We start from the raw sequence: 15,593 nt of genomic DNA on the forward strand, positions 1-15,593 counted from the left end.
GATAACTACGGTATTCACTCTGCACGCTGTACTATCTGTAGAATCTTTGCACTGCTTTACGGACACTGCTGTGCCACAGCCTCCTAAAAGGTCTGACAAATATCAAAGCTTCTGAGAAAATCAACAATAGGGTAAAACTCTCGGCGCTCGGCACTGAGTCAGTCGATTTTAAATTTTAGATTTTAGATTTGCTCCACAGATTCATCTGGGAGCCGGAACTTTGGTCTAAAATTATGGGCTCACCACGACGATTATCGGAAACTTGTATTCGTTTTTGGGCGAGCTGGCAGTTGACAACAGTCAACTGTCAACTGTCAACTGTCAACTGTCAACAGACAAAGGAAATTTTAAAATGCCTGAAAATTTGAGAAGCCAAGCTGTGACTGGAGGCGTGCAGCGCGCGCCCAACCGGGCAATGCTGCGGGCAGTCGGTTTTGGTGACGGCGATTTCACTAAGCCGATTGTGGGGATTGCCAACGGGTACAGCACGATTACGCCCTGCAATATGGGATTGAACGACCTCGCTTTGCGGGCTATTGCGGGTGCAAAGGAAGCCGGAGGAATGCCACAGGTGTTCGGTACGATTACTATCAGCGACGGGATCTCGATGGGAACCCAAGGGATGAAATATTCTCTGGTGTCGAGAGATGTAATTGCTGATTCCATCGAAACTGTTTGCAACGGCCAAAGTATGGACGGGTTGCTGGCTGTCGGCGGTTGCGATAAAAATATGCCGGGGGCGATGATTGCGATCGCCCGCATGAACATTCCTGCTATTTTTGTTTACGGCGGCACGATCAAGCCCGGACACCACAACGGACAGGATTTAACCGTTGTCAGCGCTTTTGAAGCAGTCGGTCAATTCAGTGCGGGCAAAATTGACCAAACAGAACTCAATGCAGTGGAACAGAATGCTTGTCCCGGTGCGGGTTCTTGCGGCGGGATGTTCACAGCAAATACGATGTCGAGCGCTTTTGAAGCGATGGGCATGAGTTTGCCTTATTCTTCGACAATGGCTGCTGAGGATGCCGAAAAAGCTGACAGCGCTGCCGAATCTGCAAAAGTTGTCGTGGAAGCGATCCGCAAACAGTTGTTACCGAGCCAAATTTTGACTCGCAAGGCCTTTGAAAATGCGATCGCGGTAATCATGGCAGTCGGCGGTTCAACCAATGCTGTGCTGCATTTATTAGCCATTTCCAACGCGATCGGCGTTGAACTGACCCTCGACGATTTTGAAACTATTAGAGCGAAAGTGCCGGTGCTGTGCGACCTCAAACCCAGCGGCAAATATGTAGCAACCGATTTGCACAAAGCCGGCGGCATTCCCCAAGTAATGAAAATGCTGCTAGAAAAGGGTTTACTGCACGGAGACGCGCTGACAATTAGCGGTCAAACTGTTGCTGAAGTGTTGGCAGATATTCCAGCCGAACCCCGCACCGACCAAGATGTTATCCGTTCTTGGAACAACCCGCTTTACGCCCAAGGACATTTAGCAATTCTGAGAGGAAATCTGGCAACCGAAGGAGCCGTTGCTAAAATTAGTGGCGTTAAGAAACCGCAAATTACCGGCCCGGCGCGGGTATTTGAATCTGAAGAAAATTGTTTAGACGCAATTTTAGCGGGCAAAATTAAAGCCGGAGATGTGATTATCATCCGCTACGAAGGGCCCAAAGGCGGACCGGGAATGCGCGAAATGTTAGCACCAACTTCGGCAATTATTGGTGCCGGTTTGGGCGATTCTGTAGGATTAATTACTGACGGTCGCTTCTCTGGCGGAACTTACGGCATGGTTGTCGGTCACGTTGCACCAGAAGCGCAAGTTGGCGGGACAATTGCTTTGGTAAAAGAGGGTGATTCGATTACGATTGATGCTAACAATCGCTTGTTGCAGCTCAATGTTTCTGATGCAGAATTGGAGCAGCGGCGCGCTCTTTGGCAGCCTCCTAAACCTCGGTATACTAAAGGCGTTTTGGCTAAATACGCTAAGTTGGTTTCTTCTAGCAGTGTTGGTGCTGTGACTGATTTGGGTTTGGGTTAAAGTAGGAATTTTTGTAACCGCAGATCAAGGCAGATCAACACAGATGAACGCAGATCAAATCCAATCTCCGTTCATCTGTGTCCATCCGCTGAGATCTGGGGTTACAAAAATTCCAAATTAACTGCGCTGATTCAAAAAGCGGCTAGCCATCGACATTGCGTCAGTAATATCTACATCGCCGTCTCCATCTCCATCTAAAAACGTATTCAAAACGGGATTTCCCCCCAGGGCTGGATTTTGAGCGTTGCCGCCGGTTTGTAGCAAATTCAGTACGAGCGGCACCAAAACAGGTATCATCGCTTGCACTGTGGCGTTATTCAAACCGGTTCTTTGGGCGATATCGGCTACTATTTGCGTCAGTTGGCCTGCTCCGAACAAACTCTGTACTGCTTGGGGATTGGGATTTGTGCCGCTAAATTGGTTGACAAGTTGTTGAGCTTGTGCGTCTCCTGACTGCGATCGCACGTCTTGCAATGCCGATCGCACGTATCCGCCCAAAACCGACATTGCTAGCTGAGTCGTACTCGCATCGACGCCCTGGTTGCCGCTCAACTGCTCTACCGCACCGATAATGTTGCCCAACTGATTGGGACTTGCTTGTTGGTTGGGATTGTCGATCGCGCTCAAAATTTGGTCAAATAGTCCCATAATTTCGCTCCGTACAGTGATTGCTCAACTTTAAATTATAGCAACTCCTGTTTTTCAAGATTACTGAAAATAGTTTTGATTTGGGTATTATCACTCATTGAGTGGGGGAGCGACAGCCAGTCAGTAACCAATCTCATACCATTTTAAATTTTAGATTTTAGATGTTAGATCGGGAATGAATTCTGACATCAAAGTGGCGAGCTTGCTTGGAGTTGCATTCTTTTTTGAAACAGGGATAAAAACGAATAATTTTTAAGTTTTTACAGTTCCTCTTTTTTCGGGCTTGGTTGGTACGTTCTCGTTGCCGAGGGAATTATATTCACGAGCAATTGGAGGTTGTAAGAGCGCATTTTGCATTGAATCCTCCTGCTTAATCGGCAGGGCGATCGAAAACTCCGTCCCCGTTCCTACCTCCGACCAACAGTTAATTGTTCCGCCGTGTTTCTTGACGATAATTTCGCGACCAATTGCCAATCCCAAACCAGTACCTACACCTCTCGGTTTAGTAGTAAAGAATGTTTCAAACATTTTTTCTTGACTCTCTGGCGCTATTCCCATACCGTTATCAGAAATTCGCACTACTACTGAATCGTCGTCCAAGTATTCTGTAGCAATCACAATTCTCGGCGTAAAACTCGATGCTTCCTGGAGTGACTCCGAAGCCGATTGTTTTTTCACCTCATCAGACCTGAATTTCTCACTTTTTGCTTTCTCTTCCACAGCATCTAGTGCATTATTCAGAAGGTTCACAAATACCTGGTAAAGCAAACCCATATAGCCTTCAACAGTCGGAATATTCCCGTAATTTCGCACCACTTCAATGCCCTGTTTGATGCGGCTGTTGAGAATCAGCAAACTGCTGTCTATGCAGGCGTGCAAATCGACGGGATGAGGGGCTGCATCGTCAAGACGAGAAAAATCTTTCAAACTTAAGATAATAGCTTTGGCTCTTTCAGCGCCTACTTGCATCGAGTCAAATATTTTGATCAAATCTTCTTTGAGAAAATCGATGTCTATTTCTTCGCCTTTTGCCAGCACTGCGGCAGGGGGGGTGGGAATTTCTGTTTCATAAGTTTTGAGAAAATCTAAAATATCTTCAACATAATGTCTCGCTGGGTCGATATTGGCATAGATAAAATTGATTGGGTTGTTAACTTCGTGAGCAACACCGGCTAACATCCGCCCCAAAGTTGCCATTTTTTCATTTTGAAGTATCTGGCTTTGTTGTTCAGATTTCAATTCTTCTAGCAACTGATTTACTTTCTGAATCAGTTGATTCAGCGAAGCTGCTAATACTCCCACTTCATCGTTGCTGGTAACTGGTACTTGCAACTGAAAATTAGATTCTTCAGTTACTCGCTGAGCAATTTTAGTAACAGCGGCGAGAGGTTTGGCGATCGCCCGACTGGTCAAGGCCACTAGCAATGCTGCAACGACGATCGACAATGCCATGCTACCCAAAATTATTTGCACCCGCAGCGCCTGCGCTTGCAGCAGAGCCTCCCGCCCAGCATCTTCTTGCTCTTGGGCGCGATCGATAATTTCTGCTATATCATTGACCGCCCTATCTAGTTGCAACCCTATTTTATCTCGATCTAAATTCGACAGTAACTTACGTTTAACACTTTGTTGAGCGGGGTTATTTGGCAGTTTACTAATTTTTTTATTAACTATTTCTAGTCGATTTATATAATTAGATAACAAATCATCGCAAGTTTGTCTAAATTTTTCTATGCCTTCTATATCTTCCAGGTATTTAGGATTTTTAGCGTCAGAGAGCAACAACTTCAAATTGTAAATATTGTTTTGTAGCTGTCCATATTTGCTGTTAAAAAGTTGCGGTTTTTCGATCCAGTAAATCAGCCCCTCTTGGCTGTTTTGCATTCGCAGTAAAGCCACCTGCAACTTATTTAAAAGCTGACTTTCTCGATCGATATGTACTTGATTGTTCGTTCTGCGATAGTAATGATTGCCCGCCAACATCCCGACAGTCGTTCCCGCAATCGCAACACAAAGAGCCAGTGCGTACCCACTGCTGATTTTGTCGCGAATACTGAGGTTGCCCAAGGAACGGGCTATGTGAGCGAAATAATTGGGCTTTAGTGGCTGGCTCTCTTTGATCTTATGCTCGCAAGAGGTAGAGAGTTCTTGTGAAGGCTGATTCAGATGTTTGAGCTGCATAGATGCTAACCTGTGAATTATTCACGCACTGACAATTCAGTCTAACTTAACTCGCGGCTGATTTGAGAGTACCGCATGGATACTGAATTTGATAATTTTTGTGAATTAGGATGCTTTTACCCTGCCTAATAAACCCGGTTTTTCGTTTCCGCTTTCGGACATTCTAGGAGGCACTGACCTGAATAAACCGGCTTTCTGGATACTTCATGTGATATTTTATTCTTAATAAAAAAGTATGGCTCCACTTGCGATCGAATAAATCACCGAATAAATAAGTAGGTAGATGCAAATAAACCAGCCTGCGGTTCCAGCGGGTGAGCGGCTGTAGCTGAGTTATCGTGCAAGCTACAATTGCAGCAAGAGGACGATCGCACTTGTCCGTCCTGCTGGCGCTACAACGCCGTAAATCGCGCCCGCAGTGCGACATAATCGGGATTTGCGGGTTCGCGCAGTACGATCCTCTTCGAGGGCTTCGCTAACGGGCACTACGGCATTTTAGATTTGAGATTTTAGATTTGCAATGACTGATGACTATCGGCGTAATGTAAAAATCAAAGCATAACCCTTTTATTTGCCACTCCCCTCATGCCTTTGCCGCGCCTGTTAACCTTAATTGCTGCTTTCTGCCTCGCCCTGGGGTTGATTATTGGGCTGGTGAGTTCCTTAACAGGGCTTTACAGTCAAGTTGCGTGGTCTGCTTCTCCGCTGCTGGCTAATTTGTTGATTTTCCTAATAATTGTACTTTTGGGAACCCTAATTTTTGCGCTTGTTTACTATTTTAGGCTGCTGCAACGCCCTCAGAAAGTTAAGGGAAAACGGCCGATTACTCCGAAGGTTCCTGTTGTCAAAAGTGAAGCAGCTTCGGAAAACCTTAAAGCAATTCGGCAACAAGTCGATCGCATTCAAGATGAAGTAGCGCGGCAAGCTTTGCTGTTGAGAGCTCGCGAAATTGAAGCTAGCATGGCTCGCGGCAGCGTTCGAGTAGTTGTTTTCGGCACAGGTTCTGCGGGCAAAACTTCCGCTGTGAATGCCCTGGTGGGGCGGATGGCGGGACAGGTGGGCGCGCCGATGGGAACTACGGAAGTTGGCGAAACTTACACTCTGAAATTGAAAGGAATCGATCGAGAATTAGCAATTACTGATACCCCAGGAATCTTGGAAGCGGGAGTTGCGGGGACTTACAGAGAAGAATTGGCGAGGCAGTTGGCGGCCCGGGCAGATTTAATCTTATTTGTTTTGGACGGCGACTTGCGAAAATCCGAGTACGAACCGCTGCGGACTTTGGCGGAAATTGGCAAAAGGTCGATCGTGGTTTTTAATAAAGTTGACCTTTATCCCGACACCGACAGAGATGAAATTCTCGATAGACTGCGGCAGCGAGTCAAAGGTTTTGTAGCAGCAATGGATGTAGTAGCCATTAGCGCCAATCCGCAAAAAGTTGTACTAGAAGACGGCACAATTTTTCAGCCAGACCCGGATATTATGCCATTAATTCGGCGCGTCGCTGCGATTTTGCGAGCCGAAGGCGAAGACTTAATTGCGGACAATATTTTGCTGCAATCTCAGCACTTGGGAGACCAAGCGCGCAAGTTAATTGATGCTCAAAGAAGGCGGCAAGCTGATAAAGCAGTAGAGCGATTTCAGTGGATCGGAGCCGGAGTAATTGCCGTAACCCCTTTGCCAGTTGTGGATTTGTTAGCGACAGCAGCAGTTAACGCTCAAATGGTAGTAGAAATTGCCAAGATTTACGGCTGCGAATTAAATATCGATCGCGCGAAAGAATTGGCATTGTCTCTAGCAAAAACCCTAGCAAGTTTGGGAATAGTTGAAGGTGTAATTCAAGTAGTGTCAAGGGCGCTGCAATTAAGCGTAGCCGGGTTTGTACTTGGCAAAGCAATTCAAGCCGTCAGCGCCGCTTATTTAACCAGAATAGCTGGTAAAAGTTTTATTGAATATTTCCGCCATGACCAAGATTGGGGCGACGGCGGCATTGCCGAAGTCGTGCAAAGGCAGTTTCAGTTAAATCGGAAAGACGAGTTTGTCAAAGCATTTGTCAAAGATGCGATCGCCCGGGTTGTCGAACCTCTGAACATTTATCAGCAGGAATCGGAACCAGAATTAGAAATGTCAGCCGAATTAGAATCAGAAATAGAAGCAGAAGCATTGTATCAGCGGCCGCAATACGATGATTGGGAAACTTACAACAACAAACGAAAGGATGACTGGTAATTGGGCATTGGGAATTGGGCAAACAGGGAATTGAGAATGGGGTAATTACGATCGTTGAATGAGATGTTCCCTGAGTATGCTTTGTTGAATTTTATTAAGAAAATTTACAATAATTTTACACATCGGATAGACTCCGGGGGGATCAAATCAAACCGAGCGATCGGATCGAACATAATTTTGATAAGATTTAAGCTTGACAACAAAATTTGCTATTGTGCGTCCGGGTAAAAACAATGAGCGATCGACCAATTATTCTCGGTATTGTCGGAGACAGCGCAGCGGGCAAAACCACCCTGACGCGGGGAATTGCCCAAGTATTGGGGCCAGAAAATGTCACTGTTATTTGCACTGACGACTATCATCGCTACGACAGAAAGCAGCGGGCCGAAATCGGAATTACAGCATTGCATCCCGACTGCAATTACCTCGACATCATGCAGCAGCACCTCAGCCTGCTGCGTACCGGACAAGCAATTCTCAAACCCATCTACAACCACACCACAGGTACATTTGACCCGCCGGAATATATCAAGCCCAGCAAATTTGTGATAGTTGAAGGTTTGCTGGGTTACGCAACCCGAACAATCCGCGATTCTTACGACGTAAAAGTGTATCTTGCTCCTCCCGAAGAGTTGCGTACTCAGTGGAAAGTTAAGCGCGATATCATGAAGCGCGGTTATACTGAAGAACAGGTGCTTGCAGAAATAAAAAAACGGGAACCGGACTCTGAAGACTTCATTCGTCCTCAGCGCAAATCTGCCGACGTTGTAGTTAGTTTTTACCCACCAGAAGCGGACAATGAATCAAATTTGAGCGTCCGTTTAGTGCTCAGACCGACAATTCCTCACCCTGATTTTACTGAAATTTTAGGTCGAGGTAGCGATAGTTTTCAACCTGCAATTCGCTTGGGACTCGATCGGGATATGGGCAAACCAGTTGACGTTTTGGAAGTAGACTCGCACGCTACCAGCGAGCAAGTAAACGAACTGGAAATGATTTTGTGCAGCGAGTTGCCCCACCTGCGGGGATTTTGCTCCGCCCAAGGCAACCCGGAAATTGGCAAACTGATCGGTACAACTGGTGAAGTTTTGCAAAGTTACCCCCTAGCTTTGACGCAGTTGCTAGTTGCATATCACATGATGAAAGCTATTCATGTCTATTAGTTAGTTGTTAGTTGTTATTTGTTTATTGGTTTTGGGTGATTAGTTCCACTCACCATTAGCAATTACTAATTCTCATTAGTAACAAATAACAACTAACTCATGACTAATGGCTGATAATTTGAGAGTCGGCAATTTTCCAGATGCCATCCCAATACTCTAAGGTATAGCGAACTAGCTTAGTATTGAAACTGCTACTATCGACTTTACCATTTCGGTAAACTGTGGCATCTTCGGTGACTCTGACTTCAATAGTGGCTTTGTTCCCAGATGCTGCAAAGCGTTCGACGGATTCAACTTTTTGGACACCGTATCTGTACTGAGAATTGCTTTTTCTCAGATAGTCTATCCCTTTGACTGTATCGGCATACAAAATACCTGTAGTCATTTTAGCCAGCAATTGGCGATCGAATGGAGGAGCAAATATTTTCTGCTTGGCCTCCAACCACTTGCTAATTAAATCCGAAGCTTGTCCGAGAGTAATATTCTGAGCTTGACTAATATGATCTTTGCAGTAATTTGTTGCAATCCGTTGTCTGGTGCAAGTAATATTTTCCGCTTTGGCGGGCGGAGTCAACAACAAAGGAGTTAAGATAGCGATTAAAATTATCGGTTTCATATCTAAAGTCCTCCATCATGTTAAATTGACTTTATTTAGCCAAAATATAGGTGAGAATTATTAGCCGATTATCTCAACCTATCGTTAATTAATCGGTAATTTTGTCTACATGATGTGCTGGGGAAATTTCGGAATTTTAATTGTATTATTTTTCTCACGATTGAGAATAAATCCTGGGCGATCGCAAAGTCGGGTTGGCAGTGCCTAATTGCTGAAGTGGCATGGAGACTGGCAACTGACTTTGAGGTGCAGGCAGCATTTCGCCTCGAAAGTCGAGGATGGTGACAAGCAGCAGATAGGCAACTGCTAGAATTAGAGAAATCACCCCAGTGATAATAGCAATAATTTTTGAACGATCCATATTGAGAAAAAATTAAGTGCAGCTAAGATTAGTTTAACATTAAAAAAACAATTATTACTGAACTTATGCCATAAAATATAATTAGGTGCTAGTTATTTCTGTGACAAAAATGGAACCTCTTGTAGATGCGCCAAATCCCACCGAGATACACGGAGCTACCCCTGTGGTGGAAACATTTAATCTGGGGAAGTTCTACCGTACCGGCTTTTGGATGAATGAAAAAGTTGAATCGCTCAAAAATTGTACTCTGACTGTCTCTGAGGGGGAAACTTTTGGGTTGTTAGGGCAAAATGGAGCGGGGAAAACTACGCTGCTGAAAACTTTGCTGGGTATAGTGCGCCCCACTTCTGGGCGGGCGCTGCTGTTGGGGAGGCCTTTGGGCGATCGCACTGTGAAGCAGCGAGTCGGCTATTTGCCTGAAAATCCCTATTTCTATGATTATCTCACGGGCTGGGAATTCTTGCAATTTGCGGCGGGGTTATTTCAAATTCCCCCCTCGATTCAGCGGCAGCGAATTCCGAATTTGCTAGACTTAGTTGGGCTATCTCAATCGGCGGCAATAAAAAAACAGTTGCGCCAGTATTCTAAGGGAATGCTGCAACGGATCGGCATGGCTCAAGCTTTGATTAACAATCCAGATGTAGTATTTTTGGATGAGCCGATGTCGGGTTTAGATCCGATGGGGCGCTATCAGATGCGGGAGATAATTTTATCGCTGAAAAATCAAGGAAAAACGATTTTTTTTAATTCGCATATATTGTCTGATGTGGAGAAGATTTGCGATCGAGTGGCTATTTTGGCGAAGGGTGAGTTAATCTGCATTGGTGCGATCGACGAAATCCTAGGTAATACTGAAACTTACCGGGTTGAAGGTAGGGGCGGTCACTTGAATATCCTGAAAAAATGGATACCGGATATGGAAGTTGATAATGATTTGTGGTACGGTCATTTGCAGGGCGATCCGAAGGAGTTTCTTTCTAGTCTGAGCGGTACGGGAGGGCAGCTAATTGGGATGAATTTGGCTAAGCCTAGTTTGGAAGAGTTTTTTATGCAGCAACTGCAAGAAAGAGGCATTTATTCTAGTAGTTGAAGTCCATAAAATCGGCTGCTAAAACTCGGCAGTTAAAAGCCGGCGCTTGAAGGTACTACTACACCAACGAAGCCCCCCTTTAAGAGACTCAGAAAACGGGATATTCGGCCTGTTCCACAACGCATAAAGCAGGACTTACGCGCCATATCCAGATGTAGGGGCTCTTCATCTGTGGGGGGATTGCCCTACAAAATCCTATATTTAGAGGCTGTGCGTAAGTCCTCTCTAATTGACTGACATCTAAATTCGCCAAGCTAGTAATCGTTCAGATTGCTTGTCAACTTTTCACACATAAAGTATCCTCAACGGATAGAAGGTAGTAACGAGCTTTCTTTCAAAAAACCTTTAACCAAAACTAATACTATATCCTGCCTCCAAAGTAATGTCTGTAAAGTTTGCTTGCAGCGAAAAAAGTAAGACTTAATCCAAGACATAGGTAGCAGCTTACAATCGTAGATTTTTGAAGGGGCGGATATCTGTGTTGTGGGGAGAGACCGGATCTGGGAAGCAGCCCAGATGTATTGAAAGTCGATCGCTCAATTATGCCGACTGATAAAAATACAAGTAAGTTTGTGGGCAGGGTGCAAAATGTCTAACATTCAACTCGGCAGTCTTAACGATAACTATTTCAATATCGATTTCGTTGGTAAGCTCGATTCCACAGACATTTATCGTTTCAATCGTCCTGCGGCAGGCAGTTTCCAAGTCTTGGCTGAAGGTTTTAGCGGGGGTCTGAAAATGGAACTGCTCGACAGCCAAGGAAAGCCGATCGAAACTATCTCAACTAGTGGCAAAAAGCCCGGAACTCTCAGTACCGAGAATTTGGGCGCAGGAGACTATACTCTCAAAGTTTCTCCCATCTCCTCCGACACAACCTATCAGATTAGTCTGGCCGTAAATGACAAAGTTGACCCGCTCACGGGTTTGAAGGTTGACTCCGGTTTTTTTACGCCCGATCCTGCTGGTGAAGTAGGCTTTGATTTCCTGTATGATGGCGGCGGATTCAAAGGACAATTAGCCATATTTAGTTTGCAGGGTATGGAGAAATTTACTCCAGGCTCTGAGGAGTTTATCAAGGAAGCTGCAAAAAGGGCTCTGAGTAATTCGGTGTTGGGTCACGTCGTGATTTCTGATATTACAGAAGGAACAGATCCTCAATTCAGGGGTACTTTAGGGAAGGTAAATCTGAACACCGGGCCCTACAAAGGTGTGAAGAAGTTTGCGATGACTCCGGGAGAAGCATTTGCTGTGATGCTGGTGCCGGATGGCACAGTTAAGGAAGTATTTGATAAACCGGATATTAGCGGCGACAATCGTCCGCTGTTTTCGCTATCTAGCAGTGACGCGGATGATGCTTGGCTGTTGGGTCAGGTAGCAGATATTACTGGCGATGGTAAGACATTCGCGATCGAGGATCGATCGATTACTCCGAAGTCAGATTACGACTACGAGGATGTGATTTTCCGTTTGACGGGTGCGACAGGCAAAGCGGTGGAGGTGAAAGAAGTTATCGCTCCGGCTAAGGATTGGACTAAATCTGAAGGCGGTAAGAAATTAATCGATTATGTCACATCAAAACTGCCTGATGAGCTGAAGCCCCCTGCAGATACAGAACCGCCTGTTGAGCCAGAACCGCCTGCACCCACGCCTGCGCCAACACCTGCGCCTGCGCCAACACCTGCGCCTGCACCACCACCTGTGCCTGCGCCACCACCTGCGCCTGCACCACCACCTGCGCCTGCGCCTGCACCAACACCTGCGCCTGCACCAACACCTGCGCCTGCACCAACACCTGCGCCTGCACCACCACCTGCGCCTGCACCAACACCTGCGCCTGCGCCTGCACCTGCACCACCACCTGCACCACCACCTGCACCACCACCTGCACCACCACCTGCGCCTGCACCGCTACCTGTGCCTGCGCCTGCACCTGCACCGCGGTCGATCGATGATACCCAGTTATCGGCTGAAACTCAACCGCCTGCTGAGCCTGCACCGCCTCTAGAACCAAAGAAGCCCAACCTGCCTTTAATCGGGATTATCGATACTGGGTTTGCTGCCAACAATCAGGATCTTGATTATTCTAAAGTGACACTGGGGCGCGATCGCATTGACGGTGACAACAACCCTTTAGTGTCGTCTGATGCAGAAAACGAACACGGCACGGCTGTTTGGAGTTTGATTGGCGCTCGCGCAGGTAATAATATTGGCATTGACGGTATTAACGATCGCGCTCCTGTTTGGCTGGGACGCGCCAGCGGTTCCGGGCAGTGGGACTTGTCGCTGACAGATTTTGTGCATGAAGCCAAGGCACAAGGGCAGCAGAATTCTATTGTCAACCTCAGCCTAGACTTAACTCAAGTTAACGGCGAGGGCAACGTGACGACGCGTTACGAGTTGACGCCCAGAGAGCGGGCGGCTTTAGAATATGCTCGTCAGAATGGAGTGCTGCTGGTGGTTGCTGCTGGCAACGATGGCGGTGTGATGTCGGTTTTGGGTCAAGCTTCCCAGGAGTTTGACAATATTATGACTGTTGGGGCGTTTGACGGAGTGCGCCGATCGTCCTATTCGAGTTACGGCTATGGTTTGGATGCTGTAGTTGCCGAGGGGGACAACGATTTAGATGCGCTGACGGGAACTTCTTTTGCAGCAGCGAAAGCGACTGGGATGGCGTCTGTGGTGTGGGAAACCAATCCAGAGTTGAGCGATCGCCAAGTCATAGATATTCTCAGGCAAAGTGCGAGCGATGTCAATTTACCGGGTTGGGATCGGAAAACAGGTTTTGGATTGTTGAATTTAGATAAAGCCGTGCAGTTAGCGAAGGAAACTGCACCGCAATCGAGCACTCGCGCAGAATTCGCAACACCTGAAACTTGGGGTTACGAAGGGCTTGTGAAGCCAATGGAACGAGCTACTGCCGATCGATTTAACGGCAAATCTTATGAGTGGCAACCTTACACGATTCAAGCCGGAGATAGTCTCAGCGAAATTGCCAGAGAAACAATGGGCAGCGCTGCTCCCGATTACTACAAATTCATTGCCAAACACAACAACATTTCCAATCACAACGTAATTTCTGAAGGTCAAAAAATAGAGGTTCCTGTAGAAGTAGCGGCATCTGATGGCGGTGACAATTCGATCGAAAAGCCAGAGCAACAGTCACCTAATTCAACCTCTATCAACGGTCACAATATTGCTGGCAAATTCTATCCGGTTTACGACAAGTATCAAAGTACGATCGGCAAACCTACTTCAGATGTTACCAACTATTCAGGTAATGTCAGCTATCAACTATTTGAGCGTGGCTCGATCGTCAGCAGTTCCAAAGGAACTTTTCCAATTTACGGTGCGATCCGCCAAGAATACTTGAAAACAGGCGGATTGGATGGTAGGTTGGGAGTTCCCAAGAGCGGAGAGATCGATCGGGGTAACGGTAACAAGATTCAATACTTTGAGAACGGTCACATTTACTGGAATGGCAACAAGGCGACTGCTTACCAAGAGCCTGGTAAACCATCCAATCCTGGCGACAGCAAGCCGGGAGAAAATAGCAACAGCGGCAACACTGAAGGCGGTACAAAACCTGAAAAACCGCGAACTATTCCCAATGGCTTCGAGACTTTGCCTAGTGCAATAGGTATTGATTTTTATCGCAGAGGCTCTGACTACGTACAAGTTGTAGATCTAAGCAAAGGAGCCTCCGTCAAGTTCCTTCATGGAGAAATTACTGAGCAGGGCAACAGTCCTGAGTTTAAGACTCAAACTATTGATGAGGCATGGTCGGATTTTTCAAGAGCAAATTCGCGGGCTTTCTCTGTTACCAACGGTCAATACTTCGATCAAGGACCTTTGGATACTGTGAACAATTTTTGGTTTGGAGGCTGGTTCTGGGATACCAGCGCTCAAGTTATTCACCCTCTAAAAATTGATGGGCAAAGAGCAAGCACTGGTGCTAAAACCCAAGAGGAAGCAGACAGTCTACTCCTGTTAGAGTTGTTCTCCGATCGGGCAAATATCAAAGAGTACAATAGTAACACTTTCGATTCATCTTCAGCCAAAAATATTCTGGTCAGCTACGATCCTATAGAGTATGGAGCATCACGGAATACGGAACAGGGAAGAACATTCATCGGTGTTGGCGATCTTCATGATTCTGATGGGATTAATGAGAGTGTTTTACTGTTTACTTCTGACAAATCCACTCAAAATAATGCTGGTGATACTCTCAAAAATTTTGGAGCTAATAAAGTAATGATGCTAGATGGTTCGGGTTCGTCTAAATTAAATGTGAAGGGAGAAACTCTTTTGGAAGGAGACAGCAGAAAGATACCACAAACAATAGGTGTAGTAGGTGGGGTATTCGGTCCGTATTTGCCTCCGAAACCTGGATTAATGGGTATTTGAAATTATGCGATCGCTTCTAGTCGAGCGCCTCAAACTAACGTTTCGCTCGTTGAGGCTTAGGGTAAGGTGTGGTGTGCATCGCCCTAAATATAGTGTCTGCGCGTAAGTCCAGATCGCTCAATATCCCGATCGCTCTAACGGCTCGATTTCAATACCTGGAGAAATCTCAATTATTGAAATTTGGGCATTTTCAACTACTGTATTTCCGAGCATTGTATTGTGCATTGCCTCAAACTTAGATTCATCCTTAGCAATTCGTTCGTAGTGCAAAATTACGTGATAACGCTTTTCAATTGGGTCTCCAAAATCCGAAATTTCCACCGCGTCCCAATCTATATTTTGAGATTCTTCGGCTTGCTGGCGGTAGCGAGAGGCTAAACGTTCTAAGGCGATCGCGACCGCGTATTCTTTCGTTTGTCCGTAAAAATTCATGCGATCGTCAGGGCGATCGCTCAGAGATGATGAAATCTGACAAGCATACTGCCCATTTGATTGAGCGAAAACGTCGATCGCAATTGTTCCAGTAGTGCCATCGGGATTTATTTGGGTCATCTGAACCTCCCTATCTGATGAAATAAGGTTTAGGAATTACGTGCCAACTCTATCTGTAGAAGGCGCACGGCGCACCTTACACCTAATTAGGACTTGTTTAATAAGTTGGAAAAGTAAACACTCTATGGATTGTCTGACCCACAAAAGGTGGTCAGGTGCAAAAAAAACAGCTAAAATACTGGAGTTTAGACTAAGAAAAGCTGGCTCAGTTAGAAACTGAGGCATAAAAAATTCATTGGGCAGCCAAATATATGTGATTAAGAAGTCAAATTTCGATGATTTTGGAACTGACCTCGACCCTTTTTTACTAC

Annotated in this window: 11 protein-coding genes; 5 read left to right on the forward strand and 6 right to left on the reverse strand. The window is 46.0% G+C overall.

All coding sequences use genetic code 11. The annotated features are described in order from the left end of the window. Positions 1–352: 352 nt before the first annotated feature. On the forward strand, positions 353–2,038 hold the full coding sequence (ilvD, locus tag QUA38_RS04360; protein WP_333159537.1) for a dihydroxy-acid dehydratase: 1,686 nt from the start codon (positions 353–355) through the stop codon (positions 2,036–2,038). A 117-nt stretch (positions 2,039–2,155) separates the two neighbouring features. Here ilvD and QUA38_RS04365 read toward each other — a convergent pair whose 3' ends face one another. The 3 genes from QUA38_RS04365 to QUA38_RS04375 form a co-directional block, all read right to left on the reverse strand. Further along, positions 2,156–2,686 carry a hypothetical protein gene (locus QUA38_RS04365; protein WP_333159539.1) on the reverse strand — a complete coding sequence of 177 codons (531 nt, stop codon included), beginning with the start codon at positions 2,684–2,686 and terminating at the stop codon, positions 2,156–2,158. Between the two features lie 252 nt (positions 2,687–2,938). Continuing rightward, positions 2,939–4,867, reverse strand: coding sequence for an ATP-binding protein (locus QUA38_RS04370; RefSeq protein ID WP_333159541.1), 1,929 nt, complete (start codon positions 4,865–4,867; stop codon positions 2,939–2,941). A 345-nt stretch (positions 4,868–5,212) separates the two neighbouring features. Next, positions 5,213–5,353, reverse strand: a complete 141-nt coding sequence (locus QUA38_RS04375; RefSeq protein ID WP_333159543.1) for a hypothetical protein — start codon at positions 5,351–5,353, stop codon at positions 5,213–5,215. Positions 5,354–5,452: 99 nt separating this feature from the next. On the opposite strand from QUA38_RS04375, the gene QUA38_RS04380 reads away from it, so the two are divergent. Both QUA38_RS04380 and QUA38_RS04385 read left to right on the forward strand, forming a co-directional pair. Continuing rightward, positions 5,453–7,096: a GTP-binding protein gene (locus QUA38_RS04380; RefSeq protein ID WP_333159545.1), complete on the forward strand. Its 1,644-nt coding sequence runs from the start codon at positions 5,453–5,455 to the stop codon at positions 7,094–7,096. A gap of 233 nt (positions 7,097–7,329) precedes the next feature. After that, on the forward strand, positions 7,330–8,259 hold the full coding sequence (locus QUA38_RS04385) for a phosphoribulokinase (RefSeq protein ID WP_333159547.1): 930 nt from the start codon (positions 7,330–7,332) through the stop codon (positions 8,257–8,259). A 103-nt stretch (positions 8,260–8,362) separates the two neighbouring features. On the opposite strand, the gene QUA38_RS04390 is transcribed toward QUA38_RS04385, so the two are convergent. After that, on the reverse strand, positions 8,363–8,875 hold the full coding sequence (locus QUA38_RS04390; RefSeq protein ID WP_333097208.1) for an ARC6/PARC6 family protein: 513 nt from the start codon (positions 8,873–8,875) through the stop codon (positions 8,363–8,365). A 154-nt stretch (positions 8,876–9,029) separates the two neighbouring features. Continuing rightward, entirely contained in the window at positions 9,030–9,236 is a 207-nt protein-coding gene (locus QUA38_RS04395; RefSeq protein WP_333159548.1) for a hypothetical protein, read from the reverse strand. Between the two features lie 109 nt (positions 9,237–9,345). Here QUA38_RS04395 and QUA38_RS04400 point away from each other — a divergent pair, with 109 nt between their 5' ends. Beyond that, entirely contained in the window at positions 9,346–10,326 is a 981-nt protein-coding gene (locus QUA38_RS04400) for an ABC transporter ATP-binding protein (RefSeq protein WP_333159556.1), read from the forward strand. 588 nt (positions 10,327–10,914) lie between these two features. Further along, positions 10,915–14,730: a S8 family serine peptidase gene (locus QUA38_RS04405; RefSeq protein WP_333159550.1), complete on the forward strand. Its 3,816-nt coding sequence runs from the start codon at positions 10,915–10,917 to the stop codon at positions 14,728–14,730. A 117-nt stretch (positions 14,731–14,847) separates the two neighbouring features. On the opposite strand, the gene QUA38_RS04410 is transcribed toward QUA38_RS04405, so the two are convergent. Beyond that, positions 14,848–15,282 carry a hypothetical protein gene (locus QUA38_RS04410; protein WP_333159552.1) on the reverse strand — a complete coding sequence of 145 codons (435 nt, stop codon included), beginning with the start codon at positions 15,280–15,282 and terminating at the stop codon, positions 14,848–14,850. Positions 15,283–15,593: the final 311 nt, after the last annotated feature.

The organism is Microcoleus sp. Pol12B4 (genome assembly GCF_036701385.1).
Lineage (GTDB): Bacteria > Cyanobacteriota > Cyanobacteriia > Cyanobacteriales > Microcoleaceae > Microcoleus.

What these genes read in the sequence shown, in the direction of transcription:
- ilvD (WP_333159537.1), top strand. Translation starts at nt 353, where the DNA reads ATGCCTGAAAATTTGAGAAGCCAAGCTGTGACTGGAGGCGTGCAGCGC.
- QUA38_RS04365 (WP_333159539.1), bottom strand. Translation starts at nt 2,686, where the DNA reads ATGGGACTATTTGACCAAATTTTGAGCGCGATCGACAATCCCAACCAA.
- QUA38_RS04370 (WP_333159541.1), bottom strand. Translation starts at nt 4,867, where the DNA reads ATGCAGCTCAAACATCTGAATCAGCCTTCACAAGAACTCTCTACCTCT.
- QUA38_RS04380 (WP_333159545.1), top strand. Translation starts at nt 5,453, where the DNA reads ATGCCTTTGCCGCGCCTGTTAACCTTAATTGCTGCTTTCTGCCTCGCC.
- QUA38_RS04385 (WP_333159547.1), top strand. Translation starts at nt 7,330, where the DNA reads ATGAGCGATCGACCAATTATTCTCGGTATTGTCGGAGACAGCGCAGCG.
- QUA38_RS04390 (WP_333097208.1), bottom strand. Translation starts at nt 8,875, where the DNA reads ATGAAACCGATAATTTTAATCGCTATCTTAACTCCTTTGTTGTTGACT.
- QUA38_RS04395 (WP_333159548.1), bottom strand. Translation starts at nt 9,236, where the DNA reads ATGGATCGTTCAAAAATTATTGCTATTATCACTGGGGTGATTTCTCTA.
- QUA38_RS04400 (WP_333159556.1), top strand. Translation starts at nt 9,346, where the DNA reads ATGGAACCTCTTGTAGATGCGCCAAATCCCACCGAGATACACGGAGCT.
- QUA38_RS04405 (WP_333159550.1), top strand. Translation starts at nt 10,915, where the DNA reads ATGTCTAACATTCAACTCGGCAGTCTTAACGATAACTATTTCAATATC.
- QUA38_RS04410 (WP_333159552.1), bottom strand. Translation starts at nt 15,282, where the DNA reads ATGACCCAAATAAATCCCGATGGCACTACTGGAACAATTGCGATCGAC.